Origin of the sequence: Enterobacter kobei (assembly GCF_001729765.1) — a bacterium.
GTDB lineage: Bacteria > Pseudomonadota > Gammaproteobacteria > Enterobacterales > Enterobacteriaceae > Enterobacter > Enterobacter kobei.
The window spans coordinates 1712523-1732967 of sequence record NZ_CP017181.1; the positions used below are offsets into that span (position 1 = coordinate 1712523).

At 53.0% G+C, this 20445-nt stretch carries 20 protein-coding genes and 2 tRNA genes; 12 read left to right on the forward strand and 10 right to left on the reverse strand.

Going from position 1 to position 20445, the window contains the following annotated elements:
- Positions 1-174: 174 nt before the first annotated feature.
- Both putP and BFV64_RS08160 read left to right on the forward strand, forming a co-directional pair.
- Positions 175-1683, forward strand: a complete 1509-nt coding sequence (putP, locus tag BFV64_RS08155; protein ID WP_014883315.1) for a sodium/proline symporter PutP — start codon at positions 175-177, stop codon at positions 1681-1683.
- A 117-nt stretch (positions 1684-1800) separates the two neighbouring features.
- Positions 1801-2220, forward strand: coding sequence for a DUF3574 domain-containing protein (locus BFV64_RS08160; protein ID WP_014883316.1), 420 nt, complete (start codon positions 1801-1803; stop codon positions 2218-2220).
- 69 nt (positions 2221-2289) lie between these two features.
- On the opposite strand, the gene BFV64_RS08165 is transcribed toward BFV64_RS08160, so the two are convergent.
- Complete coding sequence (locus tag BFV64_RS08165) at positions 2290-3474, reverse strand: NupC/NupG family nucleoside CNT transporter (protein ID WP_014883317.1); 1185 nt, start codon at positions 3472-3474, stop codon at positions 2290-2292.
- A gap of 251 nt (positions 3475-3725) precedes the next feature.
- On the opposite strand from BFV64_RS08165, the gene efeU reads away from it, so the two are divergent.
- From efeU to BFV64_RS08190, 5 genes are all read left to right on the forward strand, one after another.
- Positions 3726-4559: an iron uptake transporter permease EfeU gene (gene efeU, locus BFV64_RS08170; RefSeq protein WP_014883318.1), complete on the forward strand. Its 834-nt coding sequence runs from the start codon at positions 3726-3728 to the stop codon at positions 4557-4559.
- Between the two features lie 40 nt (positions 4560-4599).
- On the forward strand, positions 4600-5727 hold the full coding sequence (gene efeO / locus BFV64_RS08175; RefSeq protein WP_045134617.1) for an iron uptake system protein EfeO: 1128 nt from the start codon (positions 4600-4602) through the stop codon (positions 5725-5727).
- Between the two features lie 5 nt (positions 5728-5732).
- Positions 5733-7016, forward strand: coding sequence for an iron uptake transporter deferrochelatase/peroxidase subunit (gene efeB, locus BFV64_RS08180; protein WP_069601910.1), 1284 nt, complete (start codon positions 5733-5735; stop codon positions 7014-7016).
- Between the two features lie 499 nt (positions 7017-7515).
- On the forward strand, positions 7516-8307 hold the full coding sequence (gene phoH, locus BFV64_RS08185; RefSeq protein ID WP_014883322.1) for a phosphate starvation-inducible protein PhoH: 792 nt from the start codon (positions 7516-7518) through the stop codon (positions 8305-8307).
- 406 nt (positions 8308-8713) lie between these two features.
- Positions 8714-10219, forward strand: coding sequence for an alanine/glycine:cation symporter family protein (locus BFV64_RS08190; RefSeq protein ID WP_069601911.1), 1506 nt, complete (start codon positions 8714-8716; stop codon positions 10217-10219).
- A 177-nt stretch (positions 10220-10396) separates the two neighbouring features.
- Here the strand turns inward: BFV64_RS08190 and BFV64_RS08195 are convergent.
- The 3 genes from BFV64_RS08195 to BFV64_RS08205 form a co-directional block, all read right to left on the reverse strand.
- Positions 10397-10483: transfer RNA gene (locus BFV64_RS08195), tRNA-Ser, on the reverse strand.
- 137 nt (positions 10484-10620) lie between these two features.
- A complete protein-coding gene (locus BFV64_RS08200; protein WP_023337077.1) occupies positions 10621-11298 on the reverse strand; it encodes an isochorismatase family protein in 678 nt (225 codons plus the stop codon).
- A gap of 19 nt (positions 11299-11317) precedes the next feature.
- Positions 11318-12178, reverse strand: coding sequence for a pirin family protein (locus BFV64_RS08205; RefSeq protein WP_023337078.1), 861 nt, complete (start codon positions 12176-12178; stop codon positions 11318-11320).
- Positions 12179-12287: 109 nt separating this feature from the next.
- Between BFV64_RS08205 and BFV64_RS08210 the strand changes: the two genes are divergently transcribed.
- Positions 12288-13193, forward strand: coding sequence for a LysR family transcriptional regulator (locus BFV64_RS08210; protein ID WP_069601912.1), 906 nt, complete (start codon positions 12288-12290; stop codon positions 13191-13193).
- 132 nt (positions 13194-13325) lie between these two features.
- Here BFV64_RS08210 and BFV64_RS08215 read toward each other — a convergent pair.
- Positions 13326-13413: transfer RNA gene (locus BFV64_RS08215), tRNA-Ser, on the reverse strand.
- A gap of 232 nt (positions 13414-13645) precedes the next feature.
- On the opposite strand from BFV64_RS08215, the gene ghrA reads away from it, so the two are divergent.
- The 4 genes from ghrA to BFV64_RS08235 all read left to right on the forward strand — a co-directional run bounded on the left by ghrA (position 13646) and on the right by BFV64_RS08235 (position 16560).
- A complete protein-coding gene (gene ghrA / locus BFV64_RS08220; RefSeq protein WP_069601913.1) occupies positions 13646-14584 on the forward strand; it encodes a glyoxylate/hydroxypyruvate reductase GhrA in 939 nt (312 codons plus the stop codon).
- An 84-nt stretch (positions 14585-14668) separates the two neighbouring features.
- Positions 14669-15406 (forward strand): phosphatase, encoded by a 738-nt coding sequence (locus BFV64_RS08225; RefSeq protein WP_014883328.1) that lies wholly within the window; start codon positions 14669-14671, stop codon positions 15404-15406.
- A 20-nt stretch (positions 15407-15426) separates the two neighbouring features.
- A complete protein-coding gene (locus tag BFV64_RS08230) occupies positions 15427-15981 on the forward strand; it encodes a TorD/DmsD family molecular chaperone (RefSeq protein ID WP_023332670.1) in 555 nt (184 codons plus the stop codon).
- 96 nt (positions 15982-16077) lie between these two features.
- On the forward strand, positions 16078-16560 hold the full coding sequence (locus BFV64_RS08235; RefSeq protein ID WP_072251815.1) for a DUF1097 domain-containing protein: 483 nt from the start codon (positions 16078-16080) through the stop codon (positions 16558-16560).
- 43 nt (positions 16561-16603) lie between these two features.
- Here the strand turns inward: BFV64_RS08235 and csgG are convergent, their stop codons facing one another.
- The 5 genes from csgG to BFV64_RS08260 all read right to left on the reverse strand — a co-directional run bounded on the left by csgG (position 16604) and on the right by BFV64_RS08260 (position 19872).
- Positions 16604-17437 carry a curli production assembly/transport protein CsgG gene (gene csgG / locus BFV64_RS08240; RefSeq protein ID WP_014883331.1) on the reverse strand — a complete coding sequence of 278 codons (834 nt, stop codon included), beginning with the start codon at positions 17435-17437 and terminating at the stop codon, positions 16604-16606.
- A gap of 26 nt (positions 17438-17463) precedes the next feature.
- On the reverse strand, positions 17464-17877 hold the full coding sequence (csgF, locus tag BFV64_RS08245) for a curli production assembly/transport protein CsgF (protein ID WP_014883332.1): 414 nt from the start codon (positions 17875-17877) through the stop codon (positions 17464-17466).
- A gap of 23 nt (positions 17878-17900) precedes the next feature.
- Positions 17901-18290 carry a curli production assembly/transport protein CsgE gene (gene csgE, locus BFV64_RS08250; RefSeq protein ID WP_014883333.1) on the reverse strand — a complete coding sequence of 130 codons (390 nt, stop codon included), beginning with the start codon at positions 18288-18290 and terminating at the stop codon, positions 17901-17903.
- 4 nt (positions 18291-18294) lie between these two features.
- Positions 18295-18945: a biofilm master transcriptional regulator CsgD gene (gene csgD / locus BFV64_RS08255; protein ID WP_014883334.1), complete on the reverse strand. Its 651-nt coding sequence runs from the start codon at positions 18943-18945 to the stop codon at positions 18295-18297.
- A 229-nt stretch (positions 18946-19174) separates the two neighbouring features.
- A protein-coding gene (locus tag BFV64_RS08260; protein ID WP_095033700.1) for an IS1-like element IS1B family transposase occupies positions 19175-19872 on the reverse strand; the annotation gives its coding sequence in 2 pieces (ribosomal slippage) (positions 19175-19623 and positions 19623-19872; 699 coding nt in all).
- Positions 19873-20445: the final 573 nt, after the last annotated feature.

The following is a 20445-nucleotide window of genomic DNA, read 5'->3' on the forward strand; positions in this document are numbered from 1 at the left end:
GTATCAAACCGGGGATGAATTTGATGTAAATGCAGTGTTAAATCGTTTGTCAGCGGGATGCGCATACGGCAGGATAGCGCGCCCAATGGAAACACATACACACATCACTACGTTCCGGTGATGACATAACAAGGCAACCCGGACGGTTGTCGCTCGACATTTTGGAGAATTTGAATGGCTATTAGCACACCGATGCTGGTGACATTTCTCGTTTATATTTTTGGCATGATACTGATAGGGTTTTTGGCATGGCGTTCAACAAAGAACTTTGACGACTACATTCTCGGCGGCCGCAGTTTAGGCCCGATGGTGACCGCGCTGTCTGCGGGCGCATCCGATATGAGCGGCTGGCTGCTGATGGGGTTACCGGGCGCGATTTTCATCTCCGGTATCTCTGAAAGCTGGATTGCCATCGGCCTGACCCTTGGGGCGTGGATCAACTGGAAGCTGGTAGCAGGCCGTCTGCGCGTGCATACCGAAGCGAACAACAATGCCCTGACGCTGCCGGATTACTTCACCGGACGTTTTGAAGATAACAGCCGCATTCTGCGCATTATCTCCGCGGTGGTGATTCTGCTGTTCTTCACCATCTACTGTGCTTCCGGCATCGTGGCGGGCGCGCGTCTGTTTGAGAGCACCTTCGGCATGAGCTATGAAACCGCGCTGTGGGCAGGTGCCGCGGCGACCATTCTCTATACCTTCGTGGGCGGATTCCTGGCGGTAAGCTGGACCGACACCGTGCAGGCGAGCCTGATGATCTTCGCCCTGATCCTGACCCCGGTGATTGTGATTTTCACCGTTGGCGGCTTCGGTGAATCGCTGGAAGTGATCAAGCAGAAGAGCATTGAAAACGTCGACATGCTGAAAGGGCTGAACTTCGTGGCCATCGTCTCTCTGATGGGCTGGGGTCTGGGCTACTTTGGTCAGCCGCACATTCTGGCGCGCTTTATGGCCGCTGACTCTCACCACACGATTGTTCATGCCCGTCGTATCAGTATGACGTGGATGATCCTGTGTCTGGCAGGGGCGTGTGCCGTCGGTTTCTTCGGCATCGCTTACTTCAACAATAACCCGGCGCAGGCAGGTGCAGTAAACCAGAATGCCGAGCGTGTGTTCATCGAACTGGCGGGCATTCTGTTCAACCCGTGGATTGCCGGTATTCTGCTCTCCGCAATTCTGGCGGCGGTGATGTCGACTCTGAGCTGCCAGCTGCTGGTCTGCTCCAGTGCGATTACCGAAGATCTCTACAAAGCTTTCCTGCGTAAAGGTGCGAGCCAGAAAGAGCTGGTATGGGTCGGGCGCTTTATGGTGCTGTTAGTGGCGCTGATTGCCATCGCGCTGGCGGCCAATCCTGATAACCGCGTTCTGGGTCTTGTGAGCTATGCGTGGGCGGGCTTTGGTGCGGCGTTTGGTCCGGTGGTTCTCTTCTCCGTTCTGTGGTCACGCATGACCCGCAACGGCGCGCTGGCGGGGATGATCATCGGAGCGGTGACCGTTATCGTCTGGAAGCAGTTCGCGTGGCTGGGTCTGTACGAAATCATCCCGGGCTTCATCTTCGGCAGCATCGGTATTGTGGTGTTCAGCCTGCTGGGTAAAGCACCGTCTGCCTCCATGCAGAAACGCTTTGCGGAAGCGGACGCGCACTACCACACTGCACCACCGACGAAGCTTCAGGCTGAGTAAAAAAACCTATTCCCTCCTGTAAGCCGGGTAAGCGCTAGCGCGACCCGGCTTTTTTCTTGCCAAAATGCGTAAATTACGTTGATATCGCTGCACTTATAACAATGAGGATAGCGAACAATGACCATCAAAACAGGGCTTATGGCGGCGGCATTATTGATGCTCGCAGGCTGCAACGCACCCGCGCAACACGCGGCAATGGAGACCTGCAAAGCAGATAACCAGATGCAGCAAACCACGCTTTATTTCGGACTGAATCGTCCGGCCGGAGCGCAGATCACCGGCAACGAGTGGCAGCAGTTTGTTGACCAGGACGTGACGCCGCGCTTTCGGGACGGCTTAACGGTGTTTGATGCACGTGGCCAGTGGCTGGGGAATGACGGGAAAGTGGCGCGCGAGCCGAGCAAAGCGTTGATGCTGATCCACGGTAAAGACGCGCAGAGCGAGAAGAATATCGAAGCGTTGCGCGGGATTTATAAATCTCGCTTCGCGCAGGAGTCGGTGATGCGTGTCGATCAGCCGGTGTGCGTGCAGTTTTAAGCAAAATGGCGGGATAGTTTTGTAGGCCCGGTAAGGCGTAGCCGCCACCGGGCACAAACCGCACAAAACTTACAACACTAATCCCGCAAAGCTCGCCGACAGCAGGCTCACCAGCGTCGCGCCGTACACCAGGCGCAGACCAAACCGCGAAACCACGTTCCCCTGCCGCTCGTTCAGGCCCTTGATGGCGCCTGCGACGATACCAATAGACGCGAAGTTAGCGAACGACACCAGGAAGACGGATAAAATGCCCAGCCCGCGCGGTGACATCTGATGGGCAATTTTTTGCAGCTCAATCATCGCCACAAATTCATTTGCCACCAGCTTGGTTGCCATAATACTGCCGGCGTTGAGCGCATCACTCAGCGGAATACCGATGAGCCACGCCAGCGGATAAAACACATAACCTAAAATCTGCTGGAAGCTCATGCCGAATACGCTGGAGAAGAGGGCGTTAACGGCGCTAATAAGCGCGATAAAGCCAATCAGCATCGCCAGAATAATCATCGCTACCTTAAAACCGGCCAGAATATACTCCCCGAGCATTTCGAAGAAGCTCTGGGATTCATGCAGTTTTTCCAGCTTGATATCCGGCTCCGCTTCCGGACGCACCGGATTGATGACGGAGAGAATAATGAAGGTGCTGAACATGTTCAGGATCAGCGCCGCAACGACAAATTTGGCGTCGAGCATGGTCATATAAGCGCCGACAATCGACAGGGAAACGGTCGACATGGCGGTCGCAGCCATGGTGAACAGACGGCGCGAGGAGAGATCCCCCAGCACGCCTTTGTAGGCAATGAAGTTTTCCGACTGGCCGAGGATCAGCGAGCTCACCGCGTTAAACGATTCCAGCTTGCCCATACCGTTCAGTTTTGACAGCAGCGTCCCGATAACCCGAATAAAAATCGGCAGGATCCGCCAGTGCTGGAGAATACCAATCAATGCGGAAATAAAAATAATCGGGCAAAGCACGCCAAGGAAAATGAACGCCAGCCCTTTTTCACCCATTCCGCCAAAGACAAAATTGGTACCTTCGCCAGCAAATTTCAGCAGGGATTCAAAGAAGCCGGAAACGTATTTAATCAGGAATAACCCGCTTTCGGCGTGCAGGAAAAAGAACGCCAGGGCAATTTCAATAACAATCAGCTGTAAAACATAACGAATGCGAATTTTTCGGCGGTCGAAACTCACCAGCCAGGCGAGCGCAAGAATAATCACCAGCGCCAGCAGGAAATGGATAATCTTAAACATGGTTTATTTTCACTTGGTTTTCGAGGCAGATATTTAGCCACAGCGCTGATTAACCGTAAACGGGCATTTTCGTTATAACTTATAAACGTAATGATTACGTTGACAACTATTATCAGGCTTCGCGTTTACAACTCGTCATCAAAACATCCCACATTTCGCTTGTTTTTCTTCTCGGCGTAATGATAATCACTATCACAAGAATTTACCTTTCTTTGCATCAGTTGACCGCGATAAACATTTAAGGTGTCGGCATGTTTGTTCCATTTCTCATTATGTTACGTGAAGGGCTCGAAGCGGCTCTGATTGTCAGCCTTATCGCCAGTTATCTGAAGCGAACCCAGCGCGGACGCTGGATTGGCGTCATGTGGATTGGCGTGTTCCTCGCCGCGGCGCTCTGCCTGGGCCTGGGTATCCTGATCAACGAAACCACCGGCGAGTTCCCGCAGAAAGAGCAAGAGCTGTTTGAGGGGATCGTCGCCGTCATTGCGGTGGTGATTCTGACCTGGATGGTGTTCTGGATGCGTAAGGTCTCCCGCAATGTGAAAGTCCAGCTGGAGCAGGCGGTGGATAACGCCCTGCAAAAAGGCAACCATCACGGCTGGGCGCTGATCATGATGGTCTTTTTTGCGGTGGCGCGTGAAGGGCTGGAATCGGTCTTCTTCCTGCTCGCCGCCTTCCAGCAGGACGTAGGCATCTGGCCGCCGCTGGGGGCAGTGCTGGGGCTGGCAACGGCCGTCGTGCTGGGTTTCCTGCTCTACTGGGGCGGTATTCGCCTTAACCTGGGGGCGTTCTTCAAATGGACCAGCCTGTTTATTCTGCTGGTCGCCGCGGGGCTGGCGGCTGGGGCGATCCGCGCCTTTCATGAAGCGGGCCTGTGGAACCACTTCCAGGACGTGGCGTTTGATCTCAGCAATGTCCTCTCCACACACTCTCTGACCGGCACTCTGCTCGAAGGTATCTTCGGTTACCAGGAGACACCGAGCGTCAGCGAAGTGGCGATGTACTTTATTTATCTGGTGCCGGCGCTGGTGTTGTTTGCGATGCCGCCGCGTACCGGCACACAGGCGACGCGCGTCGCGCCGTAATAGTTGATTTAGTTACAACATACTTTTAAAGGGAAGAGTCATGGCAATTCAGTTCCGTCGTAGTGCGTTATGCGCAGGCATTGCCGCGCTGTTCGCTTCCGCATTTTCCGCCTGGGGGGCCGATGTTCCTCAGGTCAAAGTGACCGTCAATGACAAGCAGTGCGAGCCGATGACCCTCACGGTGAACAGCGGTAAAACCCAGTTCATTATTCAGAACCACAGCCAGAAGGCGCTGGAGTGGGAAATCCTGAAAGGGGTACTGGTCGTCGAAGAGCGTGAAAATATCGCCCCTGGCTTCAGCCAGAAGATGACCGCCAACCTGCAGCCGGGCGAGTATGAAATGACCTGCGGTCTGCTGACCAATCCTAAGGGTAAGCTGATCGTTAAAGGTGAAGCGACGGCGGATGCGGCGAAAGGCGCTGCGGTGCTGAGCCTGGGTGACGCGATTACCGCTTATAAAGCATACGTTACCAAAGAGACGGCGGATCTGGTGGCGGGCACGAAAGCCTTTACCGATGCGGTGAAAGCCGGTGATATCGAAAAAGCCAAATCCCTTTATGCACCAACCCGTCAGCACTACGAGCGCATCGAGCCGATTGCCGAGCTGTTCTCTGACCTTGATGGCAGCATTGACGCCCGCGAAGATGATTTCGAGCAGAAGGCCGCCGATCCGAAATTCACCGGCTTCCACCGTCTGGAGAAAGCCCTGTTTGGCGACAACACCACCAAAGGGATGGAAAAATACGCCGAACAGCTGAACGGCGACGTGCTGGAACTGCAAAAGCGCATCAGCGAGCTGGCTTTCCCACCGTCAAAAGTGGTGGGCGGCGCGGCGGGTCTGATTGAAGAAGTGGCCGCAAGCAAAATCAGCGGTGAAGAAGATCGCTACAGCCACACCGACCTCTGGGACTTCCAGGCCAACGTCGACGGTGCGCAGAAAATTGTCGATCTGCTGCGTCCTCAGCTGCAGAAAGAGAACAGCGAACTGCTGGCAAAAGTGGATGCCAACTTCAAAAAAGTCGACACCATTCTGGCGAAATACCGTACCAAAGACGGATTTGAAACGTACGATAAGCTGACCGACGCCGACCGTAATGCGCTGAAAGGCCCGATTACCGCCCTGGCGGAAGATCTCTCTCTGCTGCGCGGCGTACTGGGTCTGGACTAAGCACGATGAACAAGAATGGTAAGTTCGACGAGGTAGAACCTTCCCGTCGTCGGTTGTTAAAAGGGGTAGGGGCGCTGGGCGGCGCGCTTGCCCTTGCAGGCGGCTGCCCGGTGGCGCATGCGGCGAAACCGCAAAGCGCACCCGGCACGCTGTCCCCCAATGCCCGCATGGAGACGCAGCCTTTTTACGGCGATCATCAGTCGGGCATTCTGACGCCGCAGCAGGCCTCCATGATGCTGGTGGCGTTTGATTCGCTGGCCAGCGATAAAGCCGATCTGAAACGTCTGTTCCGCCTGCTGACGGCACGCATTGCGTTTCTTACCGCAGGTGGACCGGCGCCGGACACGCCTAATCCGCGCCTGCCGCCAATGGACTCCGGTATTCTCGGGGCGTTTATCGCGCCCGATAACCTGACCATTACCGTGTCGGTCGGAGAGTCGCTGTTTGATGGCCGCTACGGCCTGACAAAGCAGAAGCCGAAAGCGCTGCAAAAAATGACGCGTTTTCCAAACGATTCCCTCGACGCGGGGTTGTGTCATGGCGACCTGCTCCTGCAGATTTGCGCCAATACCCAGGACACGGTGATCCACGCCCTGCGCGATATCATCAAGCACACCCCGGATCTGCTCAGCGTGCGCTGGAAGCGGGAAGGGTTTATCTCTGACCACGCTGCGCGCAGTAAAGGGAAAGAGACGCCGGTTAACCTGCTGGGCTTTAAGGACGGCACGGCCAACCCGGACAGCAGCAATGCTGCGCTCATGAAAGAGGTGGTGTGGGTGACGGCGGATCAGGGCGAACCGGCGTGGGCCGTCGGCGGCAGCTACCAGGCGGTGCGCATTATCCAGTTCCATGTGGAGTTCTGGGACCGCACGCCGCTGAAAGAGCAGCAGACCATTTTCGGCCGCGACAAGCAGAGCGGAGCGCCGCTCGGTATGACGCATGAGCATGATGTGCCCGACTATGCCCGCGATCCCAATGGCGATGTGATTGCGCTGGACAGCCATATTCGCCTCGCCAATCCGCGCACCAAAGAGACGCAGTCCAGCCTGATGATGCGTCGTGGCTACAGCTACTCGCTCGGCGTGACCAACGCAGGCCAGCTCGATATGGGCCTGCTGTTCGTCTGCTATCAGCATGACCTTGAAAAGGGCTTCCTGACCGTGCAGAAGCGCTTAAACGGCGAAGCGCTGGAAGAGTATGTAAAACCCATCGGCGGCGGCTACTTCTTTGCCCTGCCTGGCGTGCGCGACCGGAACGCGTATCTCGCGCAAGATCTGATTGAAGCCTGATAATTGTCCCTGCGAGAGTTCGCGGGGACATTATTTTTTCCTATGACAAACATATTGTTATATTTCTGTAATATTTCTATATAAGACTAAATCCGCTGCAGGAGCAGTCTGAAAAGTTGCAATCAGGTAAAATAAATGTTGCATTTATGATAATTCCTGATGTACTTAAGATAAGACAGCGGTAGTTCCCGGCAGTGATGCTGAATCACTATGGAGATCGCGAATGGTTGCGTCCTGTACTGGACAAGGTAAACATAACAACCGCAGCACCCGGCGCGGAGGCTCAGACTCCGGCAGCGATTTCCTCACCACTAAATTCTCCCCCTCTCCTCAAGAATCTGATTCGACCGACGTGCAGACTGGTGCGCGTAGCCGTTCTGTATCGTCATCTGATAAAGCAAGCAATGGCTTACAAGGAAGCCAACCCTCTGATGTTCGTGCGCATAATCGTGCCGACGCTGGCACGTGTGATGAATACCAACAACTCAAGGTGCTATCCATGGGAAGACAAAAAGCAGTGATCAAAGCTCGTCGCGAGGCAAAACGTGTGCTGAGACGGGACTCACGTAGCCATAAACAGCGTGAAGAAGAATCGGTCACCTCGCTTGTGCAGATGAGTGGCGTAGAAGCAATTGGCATGGCCCGAGACAGCCGTGATCATTCTCCAATTGTGGCGCGCAATGAGGCTCAGGCGCACTACCTGAATGCTATCGAGAGTAAACAGCTCATCTTTGCAACCGGTGAAGCCGGATGCGGGAAAACCTGGATCAGTGCAGCCAAAGCGGCGGAAGCGCTGATCCATAAGGACGTGGAGCGTATTATTGTTACCCGTCCGGTACTGCAAGCGGATGAAGATCTCGGCTTCCTGCCCGGCGATATTTCGGAGAAGTTTGCCCCGTACTTCAGACCCGTCTATGACGTGCTGGTGAAGCGTTTGGGTGCATCCTTTATGCAGTACTGCCTGCGACCAGAGATTGGCAAGGTGGAAATCGCGCCGTTCGCCTATATGCGCGGACGTACATTTGAAAATGCGGTCGTCATTCTTGACGAGGCTCAGAACGTGACCGCTGCGCAAATGAAGATGTTCTTAACGCGCCTCGGGGAGAACGTGACGGTCATCGTTAACGGCGACATTACCCAGTGTGACCTGCCATCCGGCGTGAAATCCGGGCTGAGCGACGCGATGTCACGTTTTGAGGAAGATGAGATGATTGGGGTGGTACGCTTCACGAAAGAGGATTGCGTGCGTTCGGCACTGTGTCAGCGGACGTTGCAAGTCTATTCCGACTGAAGGTAAAACATTACCGTTTTATCCTTCTTAAGTAATCCCTTCCCGGCATCATGCCGGGAAGCTTCTTTTATTCCTGTGCTCTACTCGCGCCTGGTTATCTTTTAATAGATCGCCTGTCGTACGGAATTCATCATTTCGGTATTCATTTCAGCGGTGGGTTTTTATCACGCCTGGCGAAATGTGATGCGTATTTATAATATCCACAAAATACCCATGAATATCATGATCGCGCTAATTGTTCGTTCAAATTTAAACGTGAATGTTGTCACATAATGTTACTAAGTTGTAAAAATTAAGTTGGTGTATTGAGGGTAATTATCTATGTTTCGTACTGATTCAAACAACATTCTAACAAGAAAATCCCATGGGGAACCGTTTCCCTGGAACATCACGTTGAGGGTCATACATGAACGAACTGGTTGGTGCAATTAACGGTGTTATCTGGAGCCCGGCGTTAATATTCTTATGTCTGGGTGTCGGTCTCTATTTCTCATTACGTAGTCGTTTTTTGCAGTTACGTCATATAAAACATATGATTACCTTGATGTTCCAGGGGCGTCCTACCGATGCAGGGGTATCGTCTTTCCAGGCACTGACGATGACGCTGGCAGGGCGAGTAGGGACCGGAAACATTGCTGGTGTCGCCACCGCAATCACCTTCGGTGGACCGGGCGCACTTTTCTGGATGTGGATGGTGGCGTTTTTGGGTGCCAGCTCAGCGTTTGTGGAATCTACGTTGGGCCAGGTTTATAAAGAAAAAATCAACGGTGAATATCGTGGCGGTCCTGCCTTTTATATCGAAAAAGGATTAGGGGTCAAATGGTATGCATGGTTATTTGCAGTCGTCACCATTTTCTCCTGCGGTTTATTAATGCCAGGGGTTCAAGCAAACTCGATTGGCGCCAGCCTGGAGATAGCTTTTGGGCTTGATCCCAATGTCACGGCGGCATTACTTGCCGTACTGTTAAGCTTTATTATTTTCGGTGGTGTGAAAAGGATCGCCAGTTTTAGCAGTATGGTCGTTCCGTTTATGGCACTCGGCTATATTATTGTGGCTTGCGTTATTATCGCGATTAATATTGCCGAGCTTCCTGGTGTTATTCTGCTGATCTGGAAAAGTGCTTTTGGCTTTGAAGCGGGCTTTGGCGCGATTCTGGGTCAGGCGATTATGTGGGGCGTTAAGCGCGGCGTCTATTCCAATGAAGCGGCACAGGGGACCGGACCGCATGCTTCATCTGCGGCAGCGGTGAGCCATCCGGTGAAACAGGGGCTGGTGCAGGCATTCTCAGTTTATATCGATACGCTGTTTGTCTGCTCCGCGACCGGGTTTATGCTGCTGATCACCGGGCTGTATAATGTTCAGGGCGTCGACGGCGCTGCACTCTATACGGGGATTGCAGGCGTGGCCGCAGGTCCTGGCTATGTTCAGACGGCGATGGAAAGTATGATGCCGGGCTTTGGTAATCACTTTGTTGCCATTGCGCTGTTCTTCTTCGCCTTTACCACCATTATTGCGTACTACTATATCGCCGAAACCAATATCGCCTACATCAACCGTAAAATTCACCGTCCCTGGCTGACATTCCTGCTCAAATTATGTTTGATGGCTTCCACCGTGTACGGGACCGTCCGCACCGCGGATCTGGCGTGGGGACTGGGGGATATTGGGGTTGGGATGATGGCATGGCTTAACATTATTGCCATTGTACTTTTACATAAAAAAGCCTTTGTAAGCCTTAAGGATTATGAAACCCAGAATGCACAGGGACTGGATCCACAGTTTGATCCGGTTCGACTGGGAATTAAAAATGCCGATTACTGGCTGGGAGAGCGTAAGGATGAACCGGCTGCGAATCCGGGGCAGACGACTTCTGTCGTGAGAGAGCAAAGCGCAGGGAAACTGAACAATTAATCGTGACAGCCCGTATCGCAATACGGGCTCAGACTGCTGACAACGTTTCGCCCGGCGGCGCTACGCTTGCACGGGCCTACGGGTTTTGTCGAACCCCGGTCGGGGATTCTCATCCCCCCTGTTGGAGAATATAAAAGAAAAAAGCCCGTACTTTCGTACGAGCTCTCATCTTGAATATGGCGGTGAGGGGGGATTCGAACCCCCGATACGTTGCCGTATACACACTTTCCAGGCGTGCTCCTTCAGCCACTCGGACACCTCACCATATTGTTTTGCTGCCTGACCGCGTGGGGGGCAACGGGGCGCTACTATAGGGAGTTGCGCTTACACGGTCAAGCAGATTTTCTGTATTCGTGCTTGTTCGGTTAAGCCTTAATCAGCACATGCCGCTGAGGGCTGAATTAACGCTGTGAATCGAGCACTTCGCTGTTTTTAACCACTTCCTGAGCTTTGCTATAGCTTTCGATCAGCAGCTGGTACGCCGGGAAGATATGGGTGTACACCTCAGCCCACTCCGCAGCATCTTCGCGGTTCCAGGTTCGCTGGATCTCAGACGCCACCGCCGCGGTGTCCATCGGTACCACACCGGCCTGCATCACACGCGCGAGGGTGATCTCCTGCGCCATTTTGCTGTAGGTCCCGGAGGCGTCAATTACCGCAAAGACTTTATACCCATCCGCAACCGCGCTGATCGACGGGAAGGCCATGCAGACGCTGGTGATCGTGCCCGCAATGATCAACGTGTTGCGCCCGGTGGCTTTTACTGCCGCGACAAACTCCGGGTTATCCCAGGCGTTGATCTCACCTTTGCGGGCCACGTACTGAGCATGCGGCGCATTGGCGTGGATCTCCGGGATAAGCGGGCCGTTCGGTCCTTGTGGGACGGAAGCGGTGGTGATCACCGGGATCTTCGCCAGGGTGGCGATTTTTGCCAGCGCCGCCGCACGGGCGCGCAGTTCTGGCATCGGCATATCGCCGACGGTCTGGAACAGCCCGCTCTGGTGGTCGATAAGCAGCATGACTGCATCGTTTACGTCAATGACGGGACGTGTACCGTTGAAGTTTGCAGGGGTAGACATTTTGCGCTCCTTATTACGTTTAGATCTGGCCGAAGCGGCCGGAGTTGAAATCACGAATGGCTTCCGCAATTTCGGTTTTACTGTTCATCACAAACGGGCCATAGCCCACAATCGGTTCATTCAGCGGCTCGCCGGCCATCAGCAGTACTTTTGCGTCGCCGTTTGCTTCCAGATGAAGCTTGTCGCCTTGCTGACTGAATACGATCAGCTGTGCCTCACCCGCTGGCGTGGTGCCGTTCACCGTTACGCTGCCCTCAAGTACCACCAGCGCCGTGCTCCAGCCTTCAGGCTGATTGAGCGTCAGGTGGCTGCCCTGGCGTAGTGTCAGATCCCACACATTCAGCGGTGAGAAGGTATGAGCCGGGCCAGTCACCTCGTCAAAGCGGCCGGCGATGACGCGCAACGTTCCGCTGCTATCCGGCAGCGTGACGACAGGGATATCCGCCTTCGTGATGCTCTGGTAACCGGGCGCTGCCATCTTGTCTTTGGCGGGCAGGTTGACCCACAGCTGCATCATTTTCAGTTCGCCGCCTTTCTGCGAGAACGCGCTGGAGTGGAACTCCTCGTGCAAAATGCCTGCGCCCGCCGTCATCCACTGCACGTCGCCCGGTCCGATGACCCCGCCTTTGCCGCTGGAGTCACGATGCTCCACTTCGCCGGAGTAGACGATGGTGACCGTTTCAAAGCCACGGTGAGGGTGCTCGCCCACGCCACGCTTCGCGCCATCCGCCGGGAAGGTGTAGGGACCGGCATAGTCCAGCAGCAGGAACGGACTGAGTGATTCACCGTGTGTCTGATAGGAAAACATCGAACGAACCGGGAAACCGTCTCCGACCCAATGGGGACGAGGTGCGGTATAGACGCCTGTTACGTTTTTCATGATTAACTCCTGATGTGCTGTTGATGTAATTAGCTTATATTCAGAGCTAATATCCCGGTAGAGAGTGAAAATGACATTCACTGTTCTTAAAATGGAACAATGGGGGCATATGCAGGATCTCAATGATTTCGTGTGGTTTGTGAAAGTGGTGGACCACGGTGGGTTTGCAGCGGCAGGTCGGGCGCTCGATCAGCCTAAATCGAAACTGAGCCGCCGGATTGCGCAACTGGAAGAGCGACTGGGTGTGCGGTTGATACAGCGTACCACGCGGCAGTTTACGGTGACGGAGGTGGGGCAAACGTTCTATCAGCACTGTAAAGCCATGCTGGTCGAGGCTGAAGCGGCGGAGGAGGCGGTGGCTGCCTTACAGGCTGAACCGCGCGGTGTTGTCAGGATAACGTGTCCTGTCACGTTGCTGCACGTTCATGTGGGGCCCATGCTGGCGCGGTTTATGGCGCGCTACCCGGGAATCAATCTTCAGCTGGAGGCCACCAACCGGCGGGTTGACCTGGTAGGTGAAGGCATTGACGTGGCGATCCGCGTTCGTCCGCGTCCGTTTGATGACAGCGATCTGGTGTTAAGGGTGCTGGCTGACAGAGGACACTGCCTGGTGGCGAGCCCGGCGTTGATTGAGCGGATGGGCAACCCGGTGATGCCTGCTGAACTCAGTGACTGGCCGGGTTTAAGTATGGGGGCGGGCAAGCAACTGCATAAATGGGATCTGAGCGGTTCGGAGGGGGCGAAAGCCGAAATCCACTACACGCCGCGCTTTATAACTACCGATATGCTGGCGCTGCGGGAAGCGGCGATGGCGGGCGTAGGCGTGGTGCAGTTGCCGATTTTAATGGTTAAAGATCAGTTGGCGAAAGGGGAATTGGTGCGGGTTCTGGATGCCTGGGAGCCCAGACGGGAAGTGATCCACGCGGTGTATCCTTCGCGGCGCGGTCTACTGCCATCGGTCAGGGCGCTGGTCGATTTTCTAACCGAAGAGTATGCGCGGATGGTTGAGGAGTAAATTCTTTGTAGGTCGGGTAAGCGAAGCGCCACCCGACACCATCACCGCAGAGGAAGCAAAGTTCTCATCCCCCCCGCTGGAGAATATAAAAGAAAAAAGCCCGTACTTTCGTACGAGCTCTCATCTTGAATATGGCGGTGAGGGGGGGATTCGAACCCCCGATACGTTGCCGTATACACACTTTCCAGGCGTGCTCCTTCAGCCACTCGGACACCTCACCATATTGTCATCCCGTTGTTACCGGGACGGGCGCTAATGTAAGGAAAAGCCGAACTGCCGTCAACTCACTTTTTCAGTAATTTAGCGTGTTTAGACAAACTTCAGGCAACCTGATTCCTAAATGTGCGAAAAGCGTCTTTTTTATCAGCAATAACATAGCGCCATAAATTTGTTATGCTGACAATCCATTTGAAAATGAAAACAAAACAGCGCGAAAAAAGGCAGGAATGACTATGGATATACTCTTCTATCACCCCACTTTTGATACGGCTTATTGGATTAAAGCACTGTCGGCAGCACTGCCGGGCGCGCGCGTTCGTGAGTGGAAGCGGGGCGATAACGAACATGCTGACTATGCGCTGGTCTGGCATCCACCCGTTGAGATGCTTCAGGGCCGCAAACTGAAGGCCGTGTTTGCGCTTGGCGCTGGCGTGGATTCCATTCTGAGCAAACTGAAGGCACACCCGGAGATGCTGCCGGAAGATATCCCCCTGTTCCGCCTGGAAGATACCGGTATGGGCCAGCAAATGCAGGAATATGCCGTCAGCCAGGTCCTGCACTGGTTCCGTCGATTTGATGATTATCAGGCCTTTAAGCAGCAATCCCACTGGGAGCCGCTGCCGGAATATCAACGTGAAGCGTTTACCGTCGGTATCCTCGGAGCGGGACTGTTGGGCTCAAAGGTGGCTGAAGCCCTTGCCCCGTGGGGCTTCCCGTTACGCTGCTGGAGCCGTAGCCGTAAAGCGTATCCGGGCGTTGAGAGTTTTGCCGGAACGGATGAACTCCCGGCGTTTCTGAAAGGCACACGCGTGCTGATCAACCTGCTGCCGAATACGGCGGAAACGGTGGGGATTATCAACGAAGCCTTGCTCAATCAGCTGGCCGATCGGAGCTACCTGATGAACCTTGCGCGCGGGGTGCATCTGGTGGAGCCGGATCTGCTGAAGGCGCTGGATAGCGGAAAGCTTAAAGGTGCCATGCTGGATGTTTACAGCCGTGAGCCGCTGCCTGAAGAAAGCCCTCTATGGCGACACCCTCGCGTGGCAATGACCCCGCATGTCGCCGCCGTGACGCGACCGGCTGAGGCGGTGGCTTATATCTCGCATACTATCGGTGAAATAGAGAAGGGGAACGCGGTTACCGGTCAGGTCGACCGACAGCGCGGCTACTGAGAGAAACCCGGCGTTGGCCGGGTTTTTGCTAATATTCGCCGCTGATAACTGCTATCCTTTGGAAAAACCGCAGAGGAGAGAAAGATGTATCCCGTTGACCTGCATATGCACACCGTCGCCAGCACCCACGCGTATAGCAACCTCCATGATTATATCGCCCAGGCAAAGCTAAAAGGTATTAAGCTCTTTGCGATAACCGATCACGGCCCGGATATGGCGGATGCGCCGCACTACTGGCATTTTGTGAATATGCGGATCTGGCCACGTCTGGTGGATGGCATTGGGATACTGCGCGGCATTGAGGCGAACATCAAAAACACCGACGGTGAAATCGACTGCACCGGCCCGATGCTGACCTCCTTAGATCTGATCCTTGCCGGTTTCCATGAGCCGGTTTTCCCGCCGCAGGATAAAGAGACCAATACCGCGGCGATGATTGCCACCATTGCCAGCGGCAATGTGCATATCATCAGCCATCCGGGTAATCCTAAATACCCTATTGATATTCAGGCAGTGGCGCAGGCCGCCGCGAAACACCGTGTGGCGCTGGAGATTAACAACTCCTCGTTCGTGCACTCGCGTAAAGGCAGTGAAGCCAACTGTCGCGAAGTGGCAGCCGCCGTGCGTGATGCCGGAGGGATGGTGGCGCTGGGCTCTGATTCGCACACGGCCTTCACGCTGGGGGATTTTGGCGAGTGCATGAAAGTGCTGCAGGACGTCAATTTCCCGGAAGCACAGATCCTGAACGTCACGCCACGCCGTATGCTCGACTTCCTGGAGTCGCGCGGCATGACGCCCGTTGATGAATTTGCCGACCTTTAATTGAATAACGGAATAACACAATGAATGAATTCTCCATCCTTTGCCGCGTGCTGGGCTCCCTGTATTATCGCCAGCCGCAGGACCCGCTGTTGGTTCCGCTGTTTACGCTCATTCGCGAGGGTAAGCTGGCGCAGAACTGGCCGCTGGAACAGGATGAGTTACTGGAACGTCTGCAGAAAAGCTGTGATATGCAGCAGATCTCAACGGACTACAACGCATTGTTCGTGGGGGAAGAGTGCCGCGTTTCGCCTTACCGTTCTGCCTGGCAGGAAGGGGCGACCGAAGCGGAAGTGCGGGCATTCCTCTCTGAGCGCGGTATGCCGCTGAGCGATACGCCAGCCGATCATATTGGTACTCTGCTGCTGGCGGCCTCCTGGATCGAAGACAACGCGGGTGATGATGAAAATGAAGCCATCGAAATCCTCTTCGAGACGTATCTGCTGCCGTGGGTTGGAACCTTCCTGGGGAAAGTTGAAGCCCACGCCACCTCTCCGTTCTGGAGAACGCTGGCTCCGCTGACGCGCGACGCCATCGCAGCAATGTGGGATGAGCTGGAAGAAGAGAGTGAAGAGTGATTTAAATCACAAAAATTCTGCAACGATACATTTCAACTTGCACGTAATGTGCTTCTGATCTCATTTCCATGGTGCGCATCTGCTAAGATGCGCACCATGAACATATTACTTTGTATTGCAATCACGACGGGCATTCTCTCCGGTATCTGGGGATGGGTGGCGGTGTCTCTCGGTTTATTAAGCTGGGCTGGCTTCCTTGGCTGCACGGCCTATTTCGCCTGCCCGCAGGGAGGGCTGAAAGGGCTCTTTATCTCTGGTTGCACGCTGATGAGCGGCGTTATATGGGCGCTGGTTATCATGAAAGGCAGCGCGCTTGCGCCGCATCTGGAGATCCTGGGCTACGTCATGACGGGGGTCGTTGCCTTCCTGATGTGTATTCAGGCGAAGCATCTGCTGCTGTCGTTTGTACCGGGCACCTTTATGGGGGCGTGCGCGACCTTTGCCGGACAGGGGGAGTGGAAGCTGGTCGTCCCTTCACTGGCGCTGGGGTTGCTGTTTGGCTATGCCATGAAGAACAGCGGTCTCTGGCTGGCGGCGCGACGGGAAAAAACGCAAAACATCACCGCGGTGAGTGAATAAAAAAAGGCGAGATAATCATCTCGCCTTTTTTATGCGCTTCCTGTCAGGATTCCGGAGGCACGGACATATCACGGTATTTCACCAGGATCGGGTTCTGCACGTCTGATTTGTTTTGCAGATCCCACAGCCCGCGATCGATACCATCGTTAATCAGGAAGATCACGCCGGTTTCAATGGCTGACATCAGACACATCATGACCGGTTCATTCGAGGTATAACCAATTTCACCTTCCAGTAAACGCTGGTAGTCGATGAAGCGGAATACCCCCGCCTGGACTTCATAAGACAATATCGTTTTGCTGGTGTTTACCGAGGAGAGCACTTCACCGGTACTGACGTTGACGACACGCAGGTTAACGGCAATTTGGTCGAGCTGATACTGGGTATCCGCGCCAATCCCAAAGTAACGTGCTCCCACACCACCCGATTTAACGTTGCTCTCATATCCGATAATCGAGCCTTCGATCATGACGTTTGCCGCAGCCAGAGACTGCAGAGGCATTCGGTTATTGTCCGCGACGGTGCCATTCTCCTGTGCCGCACGAATAATTTTTCGTTCATTTAACAGGTTCTGTAGCCCCTGGCGTTCCAGCGGTATAAACCAGTGCGAATCCTTGAGTGCGGTAACCAGCATGGCGGTGGCGCTTTGCGGCACTGCCGTGGAGAAGTTACTGGCCGGGTAGGGCTTAAATTGCCCTGTTTCATCCTGAATGTTGTATACCGAGACAAATATTTTGCCCGTTGGAGAAGGCAAATGGGTTAAATCACGATAACTCTGAGCCCGAGGCATTAATGTTGGTTTTGCAGCTTCTTTAGGCGGAGCAGTTAAACAACCGCTCAATAAGCACACTGCAACAAATATCAGGAAGCGCTGCATGATCGTTGTCCTTATTTAGCTATTGTTTAAAAGTCAGTTGAATTGCTTTGTAGGCCAGAAACCTCAATAGTGGAGGTTTTTCCGGTTTTACGATCGGTTACGTTCAACTGAAGTTGTCCGTCTCTGTTGGCGATATCGACAATAAAATCGTTGGTCACCATTCGGCCGGGCTTGCCGGTGTTAATGTTTGTCAGCAATCCCCCTAAAATTTGCGACTGGATAGCCTGGGTGAAGTTATCCAGTGCGGAAGGGGTATCAACGGTAAAGTCCTTATAACTGGGATCTTTATAGGAGTTTTGCGCCTGAGCTTCATTCAGCAGGAACGCACCGTTGTTAGGGTTACCGCCAAAGTTGGGGTTACGGAACTGGAACGTCATATTTCCGCCCCAGCAAAGAGGGGTAATAAGCATTATCGAAACAACTGCATATGCAATACGCATGACAGCCTCCGCATATCGGTTCGCTAGAACTCATCTTTTGCTAAATCGCTGGTGCTTAATAGCGCTTTGTCTATTTGCAGGCGATTAATAGCATCTTCAGTTTGAGCCAGTGCTAAGGCCACGTTTTTATCGAAGTCTGTTTTCGAGGGGAATAAAAACGTTTGATAAATAACGTCCTGATTAGCCGTGATGGTTATCCAGCTTCCCCAACGTGCACTGGGCCGCTCGTTGATTGTTAAATTACCCGTGTAAGTACTGTCCCATTTATCACTGAAGGCCCGGTAAAAACTGTGCCCGATCGATGAGACTGTGTGGTCAGTTAACAATCCGGGAACTTCGACCTCGACGGCCTGCAGGTTCCCTGCAGCGAGCAAGAAACTCGCTGCGGCGATCCAACTCAACGTGCGCTTCATGTGATTAACGCCTGAGGTTATCGTTTGCCCATGAAACAGCCTGAGTTCGATTTTTAACAGCTATCTTCTTGAAAAGATTATAAAGGTGCGTCTTTACCGTATTTTCGCTGATAAATAACGAACGGGCGATTTCAATATTTGAAGCACCAATGCGTAATTTGTTCAGGATCTCTTTTTCACGGTGCGTGAGCAGCGCGGATTCCGAACTGTTATAGCGGTAGTTACCGGAGTGCGTGATGAGGTAGCTGGCCAGCTTTTGCGAGAAATAACACTCTCCGCGCAATATGCCCTGCAGACCCTCTACCACCCGGCCTTCTTCTTCAGTGACGTAGAACACGCCATTGATATGCGGCCAGCTTTCAATATCTCTGAAAGGGTATTCATCAGGAGTGTTCAATAATAACACGCGGATATTATTGTTTTTCCTGCTTAAGTTATCTTGCCAGTAATGGATAAGCTTCTTATCAGCTTCCATCATATCAAACAGAATGATGCTGCCAGGCGCAATATCATCAAAAGAACGTTGAATATTATGCAATTTCCCGTTCAATGATAAAGATTGCTTTAAATGTTGTAATAAAGCTGTCGCTTGCAGAGAAGGTTTTGTGATCAACAGTAATGTATGACCATGTAAACTATGGACTTCATTATACATGATGAAACCCCACTTATTTTTGGCACCTGACAGCTGCCCTCCTGAAAAGAGGAAGGCACCAGAAGTACTGACAGATGTTGCACTGCTGTGTGTAGAATCAGAACATAACCTCCACAGGGAGGTAAATATAAAACCAATTTCGTACAGCTAATTTCAATCTAGCTTTTACGAAGTTTAAAGCAAGTGTTAATCATGTAACAAGATGTAAAAATCAGGTAATGACTCCAACTTATTGATAGTGTTTTATGTTCAGATAATGCCCGATGACTTTGTCATGCAGCTCCACCGATTTTGAGAACGACAGCGACTTCCGTCCCAGCCGTGCCAGGTGCTGCCTCAGATTCAGGTTATGCCGCTCAATTCGCTGCGTATATCGCTTGCTGATTACGTGCAGCTTTCCCTTCAGGCGGGATTCATACAGCGGCCAGCCATCCGTCATCCATATCACCACGTCAAAGGGTGACAGCAGGCTCATAAGACGCCCCAGCGTCGCCATAGTGCGTTCACCGAATACGTGCGCAACAACCGTCTTCCGGAGCCTGTCATACGCGTAAAACAGCCAGCGCTGGCGCGATTTAGCCCCGACGTATCCCCACTGTTCGTCCATTTCCGCGCAGACGATGACGTCACTGCCCGGCTGTATGCGCGAGGTTACCGACTGCGGCCTGAGTTTTTTAAATGGCGGAAAATCGTGTTGAGGCCAACGCCCATAATGCGGGCGGTTGCCCGGCATCCAACGCCATTCATGGCCATATCAATGATTTTCTGGTGCGTACCGGGTTGAGAAGCGGTGTAAGTGAACTGCAGTTGCCATGTTTTACGGCAGTGAGAGCAGAGATAGCGCTGATGTCCGGCAGTGCTTTTGCCGTTACGCACCACCCCGTCAGTAGCTGAACAGGAGGGACAGCTGATAGAAACAGAAGCCACTGGAGCACCTCAAAAACACCATCATACACTAAATCAGTAAGTTGGCAGCATCACCTAAAAATCAATATTAATTTGTGAATATTGGCTGTTTTGAATGTTGTTATTTGATATGAAAGTTGTACATATAAATAGGCGTGCACAGATTTTAAAAATCATACAAATTTTATTAACTGGTTGATTTTATGTCTTAATTTTTATTTTGGAGACGTTAAGCTTTGGTATGAGTAACTGATACTTTCTAAGCCATTATGTTCTCCTCTCTCTGGCTTAAGAAAACACGTCCTGTGTCACGTGATGAACAAAATGCCATCCTGCCGTTACGCTTAAACAACGCGGAGGGAAGCGTGGGCAGGCTTGTCGTCGTTGTACGACACAACGCGTATAAATATTCTATAAAAAATTAAACCAGCCTGTGTAATGTGTATTTTTTCTGCAAATTACGACTTTGTGGTGACCTGATAAATAAAAATAAGCCACGCGGGTGAGATATTTAAAATGTTTCAGCGGACATACTCTTCACCGTAACGACGCGTTAACAAAAAAACGAGTCGTTTAACACGAAATACGAACAGG